The organism is Pseudomonas californiensis, from assembly GCF_021147775.1.
Classification (GTDB): domain Bacteria; phylum Pseudomonadota; class Gammaproteobacteria; order Pseudomonadales; family Pseudomonadaceae; genus Aquipseudomonas; species Aquipseudomonas californiensis.
Map to the genome: position 1 here is coordinate 111,430 of NZ_JAGTPK010000018.1, position 16,462 is coordinate 127,891.

Annotated in this window: 15 protein-coding genes; 9 read left to right on the plus strand and 6 right to left on the minus strand. The window is 57.7% G+C overall.

Annotation, left to right across the window (positions count from 1 at the left end; all coding sequences use genetic code 11):
* Window positions 1-12: 12 nt before the first annotated feature.
* From nuoG to nuoN, 8 genes are read left to right on the plus strand one after another with little or no spacing between them, the layout of a single operon-like run.
* Entirely contained in the window at window positions 13-2,730 is a 2,718-nt protein-coding gene (gene nuoG / locus KDX37_RS18355; RefSeq protein ID WP_231654123.1) for an NADH-quinone oxidoreductase subunit NuoG, read from the plus strand.
* Window positions 2,727-3,734 (plus strand): NADH-quinone oxidoreductase subunit NuoH, encoded by a 1,008-nt coding sequence (gene nuoH, locus KDX37_RS18360; RefSeq protein ID WP_004884642.1) that lies wholly within the window; start codon window positions 2,727-2,729, stop codon window positions 3,732-3,734. Before nuoG ends, nuoH begins: the two co-directional genes overlap by 4 nt.
* An 11-nt stretch (window positions 3,735-3,745) precedes the next feature.
* Window positions 3,746-4,294, plus strand: coding sequence for an NADH-quinone oxidoreductase subunit NuoI (gene nuoI / locus KDX37_RS18365; RefSeq protein WP_231654124.1), 549 nt, complete (start codon window positions 3,746-3,748; stop codon window positions 4,292-4,294).
* 10 nt (window positions 4,295-4,304) lie between these two features.
* On the plus strand, window positions 4,305-4,814 hold the full coding sequence (nuoJ, locus tag KDX37_RS18370) for an NADH-quinone oxidoreductase subunit J (RefSeq protein ID WP_231654125.1): 510 nt from the start codon (window positions 4,305-4,307) through the stop codon (window positions 4,812-4,814).
* Entirely contained in the window at window positions 4,811-5,119 is a 309-nt protein-coding gene (nuoK, locus tag KDX37_RS18375) for an NADH-quinone oxidoreductase subunit NuoK (RefSeq protein ID WP_002554020.1), read from the plus strand. The genes nuoJ and nuoK overlap by 4 nt, the downstream gene beginning before the upstream one ends.
* On the plus strand, window positions 5,116-6,969 hold the full coding sequence (gene nuoL, locus KDX37_RS18380) for an NADH-quinone oxidoreductase subunit L (RefSeq protein WP_231654126.1): 1,854 nt from the start codon (window positions 5,116-5,118) through the stop codon (window positions 6,967-6,969). The genes nuoK and nuoL overlap by 4 nt, the downstream gene beginning before the upstream one ends.
* A 39-nt stretch (window positions 6,970-7,008) precedes the next feature.
* On the plus strand, window positions 7,009-8,541 hold the full coding sequence (nuoM, locus tag KDX37_RS18385; protein WP_231654127.1) for an NADH-quinone oxidoreductase subunit M: 1,533 nt from the start codon (window positions 7,009-7,011) through the stop codon (window positions 8,539-8,541).
* A 7-nt stretch (window positions 8,542-8,548) separates the two neighbouring features.
* Window positions 8,549-10,018 (plus strand): NADH-quinone oxidoreductase subunit NuoN, encoded by a 1,470-nt coding sequence (nuoN, locus tag KDX37_RS18390; RefSeq protein ID WP_231654128.1) that lies wholly within the window; start codon window positions 8,549-8,551, stop codon window positions 10,016-10,018.
* Between the two features lie 57 nt (window positions 10,019-10,075).
* On the opposite strand, the gene KDX37_RS18395 is transcribed toward nuoN, so the two are convergent.
* From KDX37_RS18395 to KDX37_RS18420, 6 genes are all read right to left on the minus strand, one after another.
* The gene (locus tag KDX37_RS18395; protein WP_231654129.1) at window positions 10,076-11,140 is read right to left on the minus strand and encodes an AI-2E family transporter; all 1,065 of its coding nucleotides are present in this window, start codon (window positions 11,138-11,140) and stop codon (window positions 10,076-10,078) included.
* Between the two features lie 151 nt (window positions 11,141-11,291).
* Complete coding sequence (locus KDX37_RS18400) at window positions 11,292-12,971, minus strand: methyl-accepting chemotaxis protein (protein ID WP_231654130.1); 1,680 nt, start codon at window positions 12,969-12,971, stop codon at window positions 11,292-11,294.
* Between the two features lie 120 nt (window positions 12,972-13,091).
* Window positions 13,092-14,414, minus strand: coding sequence for a sensor histidine kinase (locus KDX37_RS18405; protein ID WP_231654131.1), 1,323 nt, complete (start codon window positions 14,412-14,414; stop codon window positions 13,092-13,094).
* The gene (locus KDX37_RS18410) at window positions 14,411-15,079 is read right to left on the minus strand and encodes a response regulator transcription factor (RefSeq protein WP_231654132.1); all 669 of its coding nucleotides are present in this window, start codon (window positions 15,077-15,079) and stop codon (window positions 14,411-14,413) included. The genes KDX37_RS18405 and KDX37_RS18410 overlap by 4 nt, the downstream gene beginning before the upstream one ends.
* Window positions 15,079-15,384 carry a PepSY domain-containing protein gene (locus KDX37_RS18415; RefSeq protein ID WP_231654133.1) on the minus strand — a complete coding sequence of 102 codons (306 nt, stop codon included), beginning with the start codon at window positions 15,382-15,384 and terminating at the stop codon, window positions 15,079-15,081. Before KDX37_RS18415 ends, KDX37_RS18410 begins: the two co-directional genes overlap by 1 nt.
* Complete coding sequence (locus KDX37_RS18420) at window positions 15,384-15,692, minus strand: PepSY domain-containing protein (RefSeq protein ID WP_231654134.1); 309 nt, start codon at window positions 15,690-15,692, stop codon at window positions 15,384-15,386. The genes KDX37_RS18415 and KDX37_RS18420 overlap by 1 nt, the downstream gene beginning before the upstream one ends.
* A gap of 217 nt (window positions 15,693-15,909) precedes the next feature.
* Here KDX37_RS18420 and queD point away from each other — a divergent pair, with 217 nt between their 5' ends.
* Entirely contained in the window at window positions 15,910-16,266 is a 357-nt protein-coding gene (gene queD, locus KDX37_RS18425; RefSeq protein WP_231654135.1) for a 6-carboxytetrahydropterin synthase QueD, read from the plus strand.
* Window positions 16,267-16,462 lie beyond the last annotated feature (196 nt).

A 16,462-nucleotide genomic window follows, 5' to 3' on the forward strand; every position in this document is an offset into this window, starting at 1 on the left:
GATCTTTGAACCATGGCTACTATCCACGTAGACGGCAAAGCGCTCGAAGTCGATGGCGCAGACAACCTGTTACAGGCTTGTCTGTCGCTTGGCCTCGATATCCCTTATTTCTGCTGGCACCCCGCCCTTGGCAGCGTTGGCGCCTGTCGCCAGTGCGCGGTCAAGCAGTACACTGACGAAAACGACACCCGCGGTCGTATCGTCATGTCCTGCATGACCCCGGCCACCGACAACACCTGGATTTCCATCGACGATGCCGAATCCAAGGCCTTTCGCGCCAGTGTTGTTGAATGGCTGATGACCAACCACCCGCACGACTGCCCGGTCTGTGAGGAAGGCGGTCACTGTCACCTGCAGGACATGACGGTGATGACCGGCCACAACGAGCGCCGTTATCGCTTCACCAAACGTACCCACCAGAATCAGGAACTGGGGCCGTTCATCGCTCACGAGATGAACCGCTGCATCGCCTGCTATCGCTGCGTACGCTTTTATAAAGATTATGCAGGCGGTACCGACCTGGGCGTTTTCGGCGCTCACGACAACGTCTATTTCGGTCGTGTCGAAGACGGCACGCTGGAGAGCGAGTTTTCCGGCAACCTCACCGAGGTCTGCCCGACCGGTGTTTTCACCGACAAGACGCACTCCGAGCGCTACAACCGCAAATGGGACATGCAGTTCTCGCCGAGCATCTGCCACGGCTGCTCCAGCGGTTGCAACATCAGCCCGGGCGAACGTTACGGTGAGATCCGTCGGATCGAGAACCGTTTCAACGGCTCGGTGAACCAGTACTTCCTGTGTGACCGGGGTCGTTTCGGCTACGGCTACGTCAACCGTACAGATCGCCCACGTCAGCCCCTGTTGGCCGACGGCCAGCGCAAGTTGAACCTTGATGAAGCGTTGGACAAGGCTGCCGACCTGCTGCGCGGTCGCAACATTGTCGGTATCGGCTCGCCACGCGCCAGCCTCGAGAGCAACTATGCACTGCGTGAACTGGTCGGTGCCGAGCACTTCTACAGTGGTATCGAAGCCGGTGAACTGGAACGTGTACGCCTGATTCTCAAGGTCCTGAACGACAGTCCGCTGCCGATTCCGACCATGCGTGACATCGAAGACCACGATGCGATCTTCGTGCTCGGTGAAGACCTTACCCAGACCGCTGCACGCATGGCACTGTCCCTGCGCCAGGCAGTCAAGGGCAAGGCTGAAGACATGGCTGCTGCGATGAAAGTCCAGCCGTGGCTCGACGCTGCAGTGAAGAATATCGGTCAGCACGAGCTGAACCCGCTGTTCATCGCCAGCCTGGCCGAGACACGCCTGGATGACGTGGCAGAAGAATGCGTGCATGCCGCACCGGACGATCTGGCGCGCATTGGCTTTGCCGTTGCACACGCACTGGACGCCAGCGCCCCGATCGTTGAAGGCCTGGACAGCGAAGCACTCGAGCTGGCTCAGCGCATTGCTGATGCGCTGCTCGCTGCCAAGCGCCCACTGATTATCTCCGGTAGCTCGTTGGGCTCGACCGCGCTGATCGAAGCCGCGGCCAACATCGCCAAAGCGTTGAAACTGCGCGACAAACAAGGCTCCATCAGCCTTGTGGTGCCAGAAGCCAACAGCCTTGGGCTTGCGATGCTAGGCGGCGAATCGGTCGACGCAGCCCTGCAAGCGGTCATTTCCGGCAAAGCCGACGCTATCGTGGTACTGGAAAACGACCTGTATCGCCGTGTTGACGCATCGTTTGTCGATGCCGCGCTGACGGCTGCGAAAGTGGTCATCGTCGCTGACCATCAGAAAACGCCAACCAGCGACCGTGCTCATCTGATCCTCCCAGCGGCAAGCTTTGCTGAAGGTGACGGCACACTGGTCAGCCAGGAAGGTCGCGCACAGCGCTTCTTCCAGGTATTCGATCCGACCTATCTGGACGCCAGCATTCTGGTTCACGAGGGCTGGCGCTGGCTACATGCCTTGCGCGCAACCCTGTTGAACAAGCCAGTGGACTGGACGCAGCTGGATCATGTGACCGAAGCGTGCTCGACCAGCACCGCGCAACTGGCGGGCATCGTAGACGCGGCGCCTTCCGCCTCGTTCCGTATCAAGGGCATGAAACTGGCCCGCGAACCGCTGCGCTACAGTGGTCGTACTGCAATGCGCGCCAACATCAGCGTGCACGAACCGCGCACACCGCAAGACAAGGACACTGCGTTTGCCTTCTCGATGGAAGGTTACTCGGGCTCAGCTGAACCGCGTCAACAGGTACCGTTTGCATGGTCGCCGGGCTGGAACTCGCCGCAGGCCTGGAACAAGTTCCAGGACGAAGTCGGTGGTCATTTGCGCGCTGGAGATCCGGGCACACGCCTGATCGAAAGCAAAGGCGACGGTCTGTCCTGGTTCTCCAACGTCCCGCGTGCGTTCTCTCCAGAGCGTGGTACCTGGAAGGTTGTGCCCTTCTTCCATCTGTTTGGCAGTGACGAAACCTCCTCACTGGCCGCGCCGGTTCAGGAGCGTATTCCTCAGGCTTACGTGGCACTGGCCAAATCCGAAGCTGATCGCCTGGGCGTAAACGACGGTGCCCTGCTCTCCTTGAGCGTAGCCGGCAAGGCATTGACCCTGCCGCTGCGTATCAATGAAGAACTGGGTGCAGGCCTGGTGGCACTGCCTGTCGGCTTGCCAGGGATCCCACCGGCGATCTTCGGCCAATCCGTTGACGGTCTGCAGGAGGCAGCGCAATGACCTGGTTCACCCCTGAAGTGATCGACGCGATCATCGCGGTAGTCAAGGCCATCGTTGTCCTGTTGGCGGTGGTGGTCTGCGGTGCGTTGCTGAGCTTTGTCGAGCGCCGCCTGCTGGGCTGGTGGCAGGACCGTTATGGTCCGAACCGCGTAGGCCCGTTCGGTATGTTCCAGATCGCAGCCGACATGCTGAAAATGTTCTTCAAGGAAGACTGGACGCCGCCGTTCGCTGACAAGGTGATCTTCACCCTGGCGCCGGTTGTGGCCATGAGCGCCTTGTTGATCGCTTTCGCAGTCATCCCGATCACCCCGACCTGGGGGGTCGCGGACCTGAACATCGGCCTGCTGTTCTTCTTCGCCATGGCGGGTCTTTCGGTCTATGCGGTGCTGTTTGCCGGCTGGTCGAGCAACAACAAGTTCGCCCTGCTCGGCAGCCTGCGTGCTTCGGCCCAGACGGTGTCCTACGAAGTGTTCATGGGCCTGGCGCTGATGGGCATCGTGGTTCAGGTCGGTTCGTTCAACATGCGCGATATCGTTGAATATCAGGCGCAGAACCTGTGGTTCATCATTCCGCAGTTCTTCGGCTTCTGTACGTTCTTCATTGCGGGCGTTGCGGTGACTCACCGTCACCCATTCGACCAGCCTGAAGCCGAGCAGGAACTGGCTGACGGTTACCACATTGAATATGCAGGCATGAAGTGGGGCATGTTCTTTGTCGGTGAATACATCGGCATCATCCTGATTTCAGCGTTGCTGGTGACCCTGTTCTTCGGTGGCTGGCATGGTCCGTTCGATATCCTGCCTTCGCTGGCGTTCTTCTGGTTCGCTCTGAAAACCGCGTTCTTCATCATGCTGTTCATTTTGTTGCGCGCTTCCATCCCGCGCCCACGCTATGACCAGGTCATGGATTTCAGCTGGAAATTCTGTCTGCCGCTGACCCTGATCAATTTGCTGGTGACTGCTGCGATTGTGTTGTTGAACACGCCGGCAGGCTCGGTTCAGTGAGGATTTGACCTATGTTCAAATATATTGGCGACATCGTTAAGGGTACTGGTACCCAACTGCGCAGCCTGGTGATGGTGTTCGGTCACGGCTTTCGCAAACGCGACACCCTGCAATACCCCGAAGAACAGGTTTACCTGCCACCGCGCTACCGCGGACGCATTGTTCTGACCCGCGATCCTGACGGCGAAGAGCGCTGCGTAGCCTGCAACCTGTGCGCCGTAGCGTGCCCGGTAGGCTGTATTTCGCTGCAAAAGGCAGAAACCGAGGACGGACGCTGGTATCCGGACTTTTTCCGCATCAACTTCTCACGCTGCATTTTCTGCGGTCTGTGTGAGGAAGCCTGTCCGACCACGGCAATCCAGCTCACACCGGATTTCGAGATGGCCGATTTCAAACGTCAGGATCTGGTGTACGAAAAAGAAGATCTGCTGATCTCCGGTCCCGGCAAAAACCCGGACTACAACTTCTACCGCGTTGCAGGTATGGCAATCGCTGGCAAGCCCAAGGGCTCCGCGCAGAACGAAGCCGAACCGATCAACGTCAAGAGCTTGCTGCCTTAAGGAAGTAAAGATGGAATTCGCTTTCTATTTCGCATCCGGTATCGCTGTCGTGGCCACCCTTCGGGTGATCACGAACACGAACCCGGTGCATGCCCTGCTCTACCTGATCATTTCCTTGATCGCCGTCGCCATGACGTTTTTCAGCCTGGGCGCACCGTTCGCCGGAGTGCTGGAAGTCATCGCCTATGCTGGCGCGATCATGGTTCTGTTCGTGTTTGTGGTCATGATGCTGAACCTGGGCCCCGCCTCGGTTGAACAGGAACGTACCTGGCTGCGGCCCGGCATCTGGCTTGGCCCGGTCATTCTTGGCGTCCTGCTGCTGGCTGAGTTGCTGTACGTACTGTTCGCAAACCCGACTGGCGCTGGCGTTGGTCATACCACGGTCGACGCGAAGGCAGTCGGCATCAGCCTGTTCGGGCCTTATCTGCTGGTGGTGGAACTTGCCTCGATGCTGCTGCTTGCAGCGGCTGTGACGGCATTCCACCTGGGCCGCAACGAGGCCAAGGAGCCAAGCCAATGAATGCTATCCCTCTCGAACACGGTCTGGCGGTTGCCGGGGTCCTGTTCTGCCTGGGTCTGGTCGGCCTGATGGTACGTCGCAACATTCTCTTCGTGTTGATGAGCCTGGAGATCATGATGAACGCATCTGCTCTGGCGTTCGTCGTAGCCGGAAGCCGTTGGGCGCAGCCGGATGGACAGGTCATGTTCATTCTGGTGATCAGCCTTGCAGCGGCCGAGGCCAGCATTGGCCTGGCGATTCTGATGCAACTGTATCGCCGCTTCCACACTCTCGATATTGATGCTGCCAGCGAGATGCGCGGATGAATCTTCTCTTTCTGACTTTCGTATTCCCCCTCATCGGCTTTCTGCTGCTGTCGTTCTCTCGAGGACGCATCTCGGAAAACCTCGCGGCACTGATTGGCGTGGGCTCTATCGGGCTGTCGGCCATCGTGACGGCCTGGATCATCTGGCAATTCAATGTCGCCCCGCCGGAAGGCGGTCACTACACCCAGGTGCTATGGCGCTGGATGGATGTGGATGGCTTCCAGCCAAACTTCGCGCTGTATCTGGACGGCCTGTCCGTGACGATGCTGGGCGTGGTGGTAGGCGTTGGTTTCCTGATCCACCTGTTTGCGTCCTGGTACATGCGTGGTGAAGAGGGCTACTCGCGCTTCTTCTCCTACACCAACCTGTTCATTGCCAGCATGCTGTTCCTGATTCTGGGCGACAACCTGCTGTTCATCTACTTCGGTTGGGAAGGCGTGGGCCTGTGCAGTTACCTGTTGATCGGTTTCTATTACAGCAATCGCAACAACGGTAACGCTGCACTGAAAGCCTTCATCGTGACGCGCATTGGCGATGTGTTCATGGCCATCGGCCTGTTCATCCTGTTCCAGCAACTGGGCACATTGAATGTTCAGGAACTGCTGGTCCGCGCGCCTGAGCACTTCAAGGTCGGTGACTTCTGGATCGTGCTGGCAACCCTGATGCTACTGGGTGGCGCTGTCGGTAAATCCGCACAACTGCCGCTGCAAACCTGGCTGGCAGATGCCATGGCCGGTCCTACCCCGGTTTCGGCTCTGATCCACGCCGCTACCATGGTAACCGCAGGCGTTTACCTGATCGCCCGTACCCATGGGCTGTTCGCACTGGCTCCGGATATTCTGCATCTGGTCGGCATAGTCGGTGGTGTCACGCTGGTACTGGCAGGTTTCGCAGCACTGGTTCAGACCGACATCAAACGTATCCTCGCCTATTCGACCATGAGCCAGATCGGCTACATGTTCCTGGCGCTGGGCGTTGGTGCCTGGGAAGGCGCGATCTTCCACCTGATGACACATGCGTTCTTCAAGGCGCTGCTTTTCCTTGCATCGGGCGCCGTGATCGTCGCCTGCCATCACGAGCAGAACATCTTCAAGATGGGCGGCCTGTGGAAGAAGCTGCCACTGGCCTACGCCAGCTTCATCGTTGGTGGCGCCGCATTGTCGGCCCTGCCGCTGCTGACAGCCGGCTTCTACTCCAAGGACGAGATCCTCTGGGAAGCGTTCGCCAGTGGTAACAATGGCTTGCTCTACGCGGGCCTGGTTGGCGCATTCATGACATCGCTGTATACCTTCCGCCTGATTTTCATCGCGTTCCACGGTGAAGCCAAGACTGAGGCACACGCGGGTCACGGCATCGCGCACTGGTTGCCGCTGTCGGTGCTGATCGTTCTGTCCACCTTCATCGGCGCAATGATCACCCCGCCGCTGGCCGGTGTATTGCCGCAAAGCGTCGGCCATGCCGGTGGAGAGGCCAAGCACAGCCTGGAAATCGCCTCTGGTGCCATCGCCCTGGCCGGTATCTTGCTCGCGGCTCTGCTGTTCCTTGGCAAGCGTCGCCTGGTGACGGCTATCGCCAACAGCGGCCCAGGCCGTTTTCTGTCGGCCTGGTGGTTCGCTGCCTGGGGCTTCGACTGGATCTACGACAAGCTGTTCGTCAAACCTTATCTGGCGATCAGTCACCTGCTGCGTAGCGATCCGTTCGACCGCACCATCGGCTTGATCCCACGTCTGGTCAAAGGCGGTCATGACACCATGAGCCGTACCGAAACCGGTCAGTTGCGTTGGTATGCAGCCTCGATTGCCGCAGGTGCCGTTCTGGTACTCGGTGCCGTCGTTCTGGTTGCGATCTGACATGAACCTTGCGAATTTGCGAAAGGAATTGAGCCCGTCATGATTCTGCCTTGGCTAATCCTGATCCCTTTTATCGGCGGCCTGCTGTGCTGGCTGTGTGAGCGCTTCGGCGCCACACTGCCGCGCTGGATTGCGCTGCTGACCATGACCCTCGAACTGGGCCTCGGCCTGTGGCTGTGGGCGACCGGCAACTTCGGTTACGCCCCTGTCCCTGGCGCCGATCCGACCTGGACCCTGGAATTCCACCACCCGTGGATCACCCGCTTCGGCATCGACGTGCACCTCGCACTGGACGGTCTGTCGCTGTTGATGATCCTGCTGACCGGCCTTCTCGGCGTGTTGTCGGTACTGTGCTCCTGGAAGGAAATTCAGCGCAAGGTGGGCTTCTTTCACCTTAACCTGATGTGGATCCTGGGCGGTGTCGTTGGCGTTTTCCTGGCCATCGACCTGTTCATGTTCTTCTTCTTCTGGGAAATGATGCTGGTGCCGATGTACTTCCTCATCGCGCTCTGGGGTCATAGCTCGGCGGACGGCAAGAAAACCCGTATCTATGCCGCAACCAAGTTTTTCATCTTCACTCAGGCCAGCGGTCTGATCATGCTGGTGGCGATTCTGGGTCTGGTACTAGTCAACTTCAACCAGACTGGCGTGATCACCTTTGCTTATGCCGATCTGTTGAAAACCAAGCTGGCACCGGGCACCGAATACATCCTGATGCTGGGCTTCTTCATCGCCTTCGCGGTGAAGCTGCCGGTCGTGCCGCTGCACTCATGGCTTCCCGATGCTCACGCTCAGGCGCCGACGGCGGGTTCTGTCGATCTGGCCGGTATCCTGCTGAAAACCGCTGCTTACGGCCTGCTGCGCTTTGCCCTGCCACTGTTCCCCAATGCCTCGGCCGAGTTTGCACCGATTGCCATGACCCTGGGCCTGATCGGTATTTTCTACGGTGCATTCCTGGCGTTCGCGCAGACCGATATCAAACGCCTCATCGCGTTCTCCAGCGTGTCGCACATGGGCTTCGTGCTGATCGGTATCTATTCCGGCAGCCAGCAAGCCCTGCAAGGTGTTGTGGTTCAGATGCTGGCTCACGGTCTGTCCGCCGCTGCCCTGTTTATCCTCAGCGGCCAACTGTACGAGCGCCTGCACACTCGTGACATGCGCGAGATGGGCGGTTTGTGGTCACGCATTGCCTATCTGCCTGCCATCAGCCTGTTCTTCGCCGCTGCCTCTCTGGGGCTGCCAGGCACCGGCAACTTCGTGGGCGAGTTCCTGATCCTGCTGGGCAGCTTTGTCAGCTCACCATGGGTTACGGCTATTGCCACATCAGGTCTGGTGTTCGGCTCTGTCTACTCGCTGATCATGATCCACCGCGCCTATTTCGGCCCATCGAAGTCCGATGAAATCCTTAAAGGCATGGATGGACGCGAACTGATCATGGTGCTGGGCCTCGCGGTGTTGCTGATACTGCTCGGGGTTTTCCCGCAGCCGTTCCTCGATACGTCGGCCGCCACGATGCACGGTGTGCAGCAATGGCTAAGCACGGCCTTCACTCAACTCGCTTCGGCCCGGTAAGAGCGCTATGGACCTGACGATTCAACACTTTATTGCGCTTGCCCCATTGCTGATCACCAGCCTTACCGTTGTTGTGGTAATGCTGGCGATCGCGTGGCGCGGCAATCACTCGCAAACGTTCCTGCTGTCGGTAGCAGGTCTCAACCTGGCGTTGCTGTCGATCTACCCCGCATTGAAAGTTGCACCACTGGTAGTCACCCCGCTGCTGCACATTGATAACTTCGCCTGTCTGTACATGGCGATCATCCTGGCCTCGACATTGGCCTGTGTGACCATGGCGCACGCTTATCTGGGTGACGACAAGGTTGGCTATCCTGGCAACCGCGAAGAGCTCTACCTGCTGATCATCCTGGCTGCTGCGGGTGGTCTGGTTCTGGTCAGCGCTCAGCATCTGGCAGGTTTGTTCATTGGTCTGGAGCTGCTTTCGGTGCCGGTCTACGGACTGGTTGCCTATGCGTTCTTCAACAAGCGCTCGCTGGAAGGTGGCATCAAGTACATGGTGCTGTCGGCAGCCGGCTCGGCGTTCCTGCTGTTCGGTATGGCGCTGCTCTATGCAGAAGCAGGTTCTCTCAGCTTCGACGGTATCGGCAAAGCTATTGCTGCTACCGGCATGCCGAGCCCGATTGCCAGCCTGGGTCTGGCGATGATGCTGGTCGGTCTGGCATTCAAGCTGTCGCTGGTGCCTTTCCACCTGTGGACTCCGGACGTCTACGAAGGCGCTCCGGCCCCGGTAGCGGCGTTCCTGGCCACGGCCAGCAAGGTTGCAGTGTTCGCCGTGCTGGTGCGTCTGTTCCAGATCTCTCCGGCTGCCAGCAGCGGTGTGCTGCATGACGTTCTGGCGGTGATCGCTGTGGCGTCGATACTGGTCGGTAACCTGTTGGCACTGACTCAGACCAACCTCAAGCGCCTGCTGGGTTACTCCTCCATCGCACACTTCGGTTATCTGATGATTGCACTGGTTGCCAGCAAAGGCATGGCGGTCGAGGCCATTGGCGTTTACCTGGCCACTTACGTCCTGACTTCGCTGGGTAGCTTTGGTGTGATTACCATGATGTCGTCGCCGTACAGCGGTCGCGATGCCGATGCAATGTTCGAATACCGTGGCCTGTTCTGGCGCCGCCCGTACCTGACTGCGGTCATGACCCTGATGATGCTGTCGCTGGCGGGCATTCCACTCACTGCGGGCTTCATCGGCAAGTTCTACATGATCGCCACCGGCGTCGAGTCGCAGCTGTGGTGGCTGGTCGGAGCTTTGGTACTGGGCAGCGCCATCGGCCTGTTCTACTACCTGCGAGTGATGGTCACCATGTACTTGGTCGACGCCAAACTGCCGCGTCACGATGCAGCCATAAACTGGGCGCAACGTACTGGTGGCGTCATGCTGCTGGCCGTTGCGATCCTGACCTTCGTGCTGGGTGTCTACCCGCAACCGCTGCTCGATCTGGTTGTGAATGCAGGCCTGCACATGGCGAGCTGAATGCCATGAAACGAAAAACCCTGCTCATGAGCAGGGTTTTTTTTGCCTCCGATATGCCTAGCCGGGCAACCTGACCGGCTTCTTGGCACTGGAGAACAGGCCCCATGTGGAAATGAACAACGCAGCGATCAGCGGCCCGATGACAAAACCATTCAGGCCGAACACAGCCATACCGCCCAAGGTAGAGATCAGAATCAGGTAGTCCGGCATCTTGGTGTCTTTGCCGACCAGAATCGGGCGCAGCACATTGTCCACCAGCCCGATGACAAAGACACCGAACAAGGCCAGAACCACGCCCTGCCAGATCATGCCGCTGAGCAGGAAGTAGGTCGCTACCGGCGCCCAGACGATTCCGGCGCCAACCGCAGGCAGCAGCGAGAGGAACGCCATGACCACTGCCCAGAGCAGCGCACTCGGGATATCCAACGCCCAGAATATGAAGCCCCCCAGCGCGCCTTGCGTGACGGCCACGACGACGTTGCCTTTGACGGTTGCTCGCACCACACGGGTGAACTTGAGCTGCAGGCGACGCTTTTGCTGTTCAGCCAGCGGCACAGCATTGCGTATCTTGCGAACCAGCTCATGTCCGTCCCGCAGAAAGAAATAGAGCAGGTAAAGCATGATGAAAAAGCTGATCACAAAATCGAAGGTACCCTGACCGAAGCTGAACGCCTGAGTGGCCAGATATTGGCTGCCTTGCATGGCACCTTTGGCGATCTTGTCCCGAAGCCCGTCAAGATCTCCCATGCCCATTCGATCAAGCATGGCCTGAGCCGAGTGTGGCAACAGATCCTTGAACTCCGCCAGATAGCCTGCGATATCGAGCTGTCCGGTTTCGACGTTCTTGTACAGCGTAGTGCCCTCCTGAACCAGCAGCGCACTGATGACAATCACAGGAAGAATTGCGATCACCAGGCAGATGATCAACGTACACAAGGACGTCAGGTTGCGTGAACGCCCGAAGCGGAGCAGAAGCTTGCGCTGCATAGGCGCGAAAATGATGCCGAGGATCACGGCCCAGAACACAGCACCATAGAACGGCAGCATGATCCAGATGAATGCAACGGTGACGAGCACCAATAGCAGTAGCAGAGTTTTGTATTGCTGAGCGGTTTCGTTCATGTCCAGTCCATGTCAGTAAACCGGGCATTGCGCCCGGCTTACTGCTTAGTCAGCGGGCAACCGTACGAGTGCCCTCTGTCTAAGGTTATCGGGCTCCCCGAAAGCTGCACGGCAACACAGCAACGAGGCGCCTTACGGTCATATGGGCGATCTAGACCCGAAAGTGACCGATGAGCCCGCCCAGACGCGAACCCAGTTCGGCGAGGCTGCGGGACGTCTGTGCGCTCTGACGCGTCTCGTCGGCCACGCTTTCGACCGCAGTAGCGATCTGGTGCACGCTGCGATTGATCTCCTCTGCAACTGCAGTCTGTTCTTCAGCAGCGCTGGCGATCTGGGCGTTCATGGAGTTAATGGTCGCGATCAGCTCACCAATGGTTACCAGTGAAACGCCCGCATCGTTGGCTTGAGCAGAGGTTCCGTCGCCAGCCTCACTTGATCGCCGCATCGCCGATACAGCCTCTTGAGTGCCATGCTGCAGGCGATCGATCATGCCCTGGATTTCCTGGGTACTGGTTTGTGTACGGCTGGCCAGAGCACGCACCTCATCCGCCACAACCGCAAACCCACGCCCCGCCTCGCCTGCTCTGGCGGCCTCGATCGCCGCGTTGAGGGCCAGCAGATTGGTTTGTTCGGCAATGGAGCGAATGACACCGAGAACGCTGACAATGGAGGAAACGTCCTGCTGCAGACTGTCGAGTGACGTACCGCTTTTACGGATGTCGTCCACGAGTGCATGAATCTGCCTGATGCTGCCGTCAACCACGCGTTTGGCCGCACGACCCTGTTCATCGGTTTGCTGGGCGGCAACAGAAGCACCCTGAGCGCTCTTGGCGACTTCCTGAGCAGCGGCAGACATTTCGTTGATGGCGGTTGCCACCTGATCGGTCTCGTGGCGCTGACGGTCCATGGCTTGCTCAGAACGCTGAGCTTGCGCCGACACCTCGCCGACGAGTCCATTCAACTGCCCGGTCATTTCGGTGACCTGGCGCACCAGCCCATGAATCTTGTCGACGAAACGGTTGAAAGAGCCTGCCAGCTCACCCAATTCATCGTCACTGGTGATTGCCAGACGCCGGGTAAGATCGCCCTCCCCGGCAGCAATATCATCAAGGTTATTTTTCATCAAACGCAGAGGACGCAACAGCGTACCCGTCAACAACAGGCCGATGACACTGATGATCAGCAGCACAAGCACGGTAATTCCGATAATGCTGTAAAGCATCTCCTGTAGACGTGCCTCGACGTTCTGTCTGACCACCGCAACCTGCGCGTCAATGCCGTCCAGATTCACAGCCGAACCAACGACAAGGTCCCACTTGGGCAGATAATCGGTGTAGCCGATTTTGGGAACCGGCTCGGTTTTACCGGGCAGCGCCGATGAGTACATGACGTAGTGAGTGCCAGCCTTGCCGACAGCGACCAGCTCACGATTGAGGTAAACGCCGTTGGGATCTTTAACCTCATTAAAGCTTTTGCCAAGCCCGTCAGGACTGGTACTTCTGAAGATACGCACGACCTGAGAGTCGTAACCAAACAGGTAGCCGTCCTTGCCATATGTGACTGCCGAGAGCAGCTTGATCGCGTTGGCGCGGGCGACCTCGTCGCCTGGCGCAGCAGCATCATAGAGCGGTTTGATCGCGGTCAGCGCGACCGCAACATAGTTCTGAAGGGTGGCCTTGGCTTCCGAGAGCAGGCGCGCTCGTGTGTCATCAACCTCCCGGTCAGCCTGCTGGTGGAGCATGAACACGGTAGTTGCGCTGATGACCAGCGCAAACATCAATACTGGCAAGACCGCCAGAGAGAGAACCTTGGCTTTCAGACTAAGACGCATAGGATTGGCCTTACGGTTATTTTTATAGAGTCATGGGTGCTCAATTGGCTATCGGCAGCACGCTCTGATAATTAAGCGTTGGCCAGCGCGATCACAGGAAAGGATCGAAAGAACGGCGTTTCAGGGCGCTGTACGCTCGGGTAGATCAATCCGTACGCGCAATCCATTCAACGGGCTGTCGAGCAGTTGCAACTGACCGCCCCACGCTTCGACGATGTCACGCACGATTCCCAGGCCCAGACCGTGGCCTGTAATCTGCTCATCGAGCCGAGCACCACGGCTGAACACCTCAGCACGACGACCCTCCGGAATGCCCGGGCCATCATCATCGACAAACAGAGAGAAACCGCCGTTCTCATGCTTAATGCGCAGATGCACTTCGCTGTCAGCCCACTTGCAGGCGTTATCCAGAAGATTGCCCAGCAGTTCAAGAATATCCTCCCGATCCCAAGGCAGGTACATACCCGCTTGTACCTCATTGACCAGATCGAGATGAGCGCCATGGATCATCCCGAGCGTGGAAAACAGGCCAGGCAGCTCGGCGTCGCAATCAAAACGCGCGCCCGGCAGCGCATCTCCGGAAAGCCGCGCCCTATTGAGCTCACGCTCCAGACGCAGACGAATGTTTTCCAGCTGATCTTGCAGGGTTTTGCGCAAGGCCGGGTTGCTGTCCAGCTGTTCACTCAATGCCACACTGAGCAGGACTGCCAAAGGTGTTTTCAGAGCATGTCCCAGATTGCCAAGGGCGTTACGCGAACGCTTCAGGCTGTCTTCGGTGTGCGCAAGCAAGTGGTTGATCTGCGCGACAAGAGGTTCCAGCTCAAGCGGCACCTGATCGTCAAGTTGTGAGCGCTGACCTTGTTGCAATTGTGAAATCTGCTCACGGACCGTTTCCAGTGGTCGCAGCGCGCGTCGGACCGTGACGCGCTGTAGAGACAGAACCAGAATGAGCGCGGCCAACCCGAGGCCCAGACCTATCTGCTGCATCCGTCGAAAGCTCGCCCTGACAGGTGTGTAATCCTGAGCAACGATGATAGATATCTGTTTACCGAACTTGCGGTACTCCGCTTTCAGCAGCAGCAGCGACTGACCCGTCTGACCCAGCTCAAGATTGGCATGCAGCCCTGGCGTACTGGACTCGGGCAACTCAAAGTCCCAGAGCGAACGAGACCGCCAATGCCCTTGAGGGAAATCAATGCGAAAGTAATGGCCTGACAGCGGGCGCTGGTAGACACCCGACAAGCGATGCTCGTCCAGCTGTAGCCCGGCTGGCCCCCGAACCAGAGCAACCAGGAGGTTTTCGCTTTCGTTGCGCAGACCAGACTCAAGATAACGCTGCAGGCCCAACTCGAAAAGCCACAAGCTCGTCTGCGCCATCACCAGGCCAACGACTATCATTACGGCAATCAGGCCCAGGCTCAGACGTCGCTGTATTGATCTCAACCCCCTGCCCCGCCGTAAAGATAACCTTGCCCACGACGTGTTTCGATCACCGACCGACCCAGCTTGCGCCTCAAATGATTGACATGGACCTCGATAACGTTTGAGTCGCGCTCGTTTTCACCATCATAAAGGTGCTCGGCAAGATGGCTCTTGGACAGAATCTGCTCAGGGTGGAGCATGAAGTAACGCAACAGCCGGAACTCGGCGGACGTCAGTTGAATCTCGACGCCATCGCGCATGACGCACTGGCGGCCCTCATCCAGACTAAGGCCTGCACACTCCAGCGTCGGCTGATTGGCCAGACCATGGGAGCGACGCAATAATGCCTGGATACGTAATTGCAGCTCTTCGGGGTGAAACGGCTTGGTCAGATAATCATCGGCACCCGCTTTGAGGCCCTCGATGCGTTCGGACCATGAGCCGCGAGCGGTGAGTATCAATACCGGGGTCGCCAACCCTTTACTGCGCCACTGACTAAGCACTTCAAGGCCTGACATACCGGGCAAACCCAGATCCAGCACGATCAGATCATACGGTTCACTCTCGCCCTGATAAACCGCGTCGCGACCATCAGCAAGCCAGTCGACGGCGTAACCTTGACGACCCAGGGCTGCGAGAAGTTCGTCCGCCAAAGGCACGTGGTCCTCAACCAGTAACAACCGCATCAATCTTCCTCGTCTTTTAACAATCGGCTGTCACGCGCGTCGAACTTGAGCTCCCGGACAACGCCCTGCGGGGTCAGCAATTCAAACTCATAGACGTATACATCATGTTTTTCTTCGAGCTCTGCCTCCAGCAGCCTGGACCCCGGGTGCAGCCCGAGTGCCCGCTCGATGAATTGTTCCAAGGGCAGGATAATACCCTGCTGCCGCAAGCTGAGAGCCTCATCCTGATTCAAGTCTCTCGCATAGGCAAATGAGCACAGCAGGCCGAGACACAGGATCGCGCAAAGGTGCTTTTCAACGCTCATTAATTGTCCTGATAGTTACGGAAAATCCTACCTGTGACAGCATCTATCTCCAGGTCCCATTCGACGTTTTTCGTATCACGTAACTCAACCTTGTATACGTACTTGCCGTATTCGTTTTCAAGCTCCGTATCAGTGATCGTCGCGCCAGGATGCTGGGCCAACGCATGGGCATCAAGGGTCTCGAACGGCTGAACAGTACCTGCAGCGCTCAGCCTCAGCAGTTTTGCGGGAGCCACGTCAGAAGCATGAATAATACAGGCAGACAGGGACAGTGTTAGCGCTGCAATTATGGTTATTGGCTTTTTCATTATTGGGGCAGGCTCCACGGGCCATTGTTTCAGCAGCCCTTACTATAGCGCTCAGAACTTAACTCAAACTGAATCTGTGTGGCCACATGCCAGCAAAAAGGGATTCAAGCTTGCAGTTGTCTCTGATACCCGGCCATGGAGTTTCAATTCATTGCTGTTAAACTCGTAGCCTGCATCTGCCGCCTTGGTGGCCGTCACTTTCCTAGAGCTGATACCATTGGAAATCTTCAAAGAGTTTACGTTTGAGTCCGCACACCGCCTTCCTCATGTGCCGGAAGGTCATAAATGCGGGCGACTGCATGGTCACTCATTTCGCGTCGCCATCTATCTGGCTGGCAAGGTTGACCCTCACACAGGCTGGATTCGAGATTTCTCTGAAATCAAATCGATCTTCAAGCCTTTGTATGAGCGTCTGGACCACAACTATCTGAATGACATCCCTGGCCTGGAGAACCCGACCAGCGAAAATCTGGCAAAGTGGATTTGGGAAGAGCTGAAGCCTCTGCTTCCTGAACTATCGGCCATCCGTATTCACGAGACGTGCACCAGTGGCTGTGAATACCGCGGGGATTAATTCCAGACTGTAAAAAACCACCTTAACGAAGGTGGTTTTTTTGGGCCTTAAAAAGGCTAATTTTCCTACGCGCAAAAACAAAACCCCTCATCGCGTCAGCGATGAGGGGTTTCGGAATTTAATCTTGACGATGACCTACTCTCACATGGGGAAACCCCACACTACCATCGGCGATGCATCATTTCACTGCTGAGTT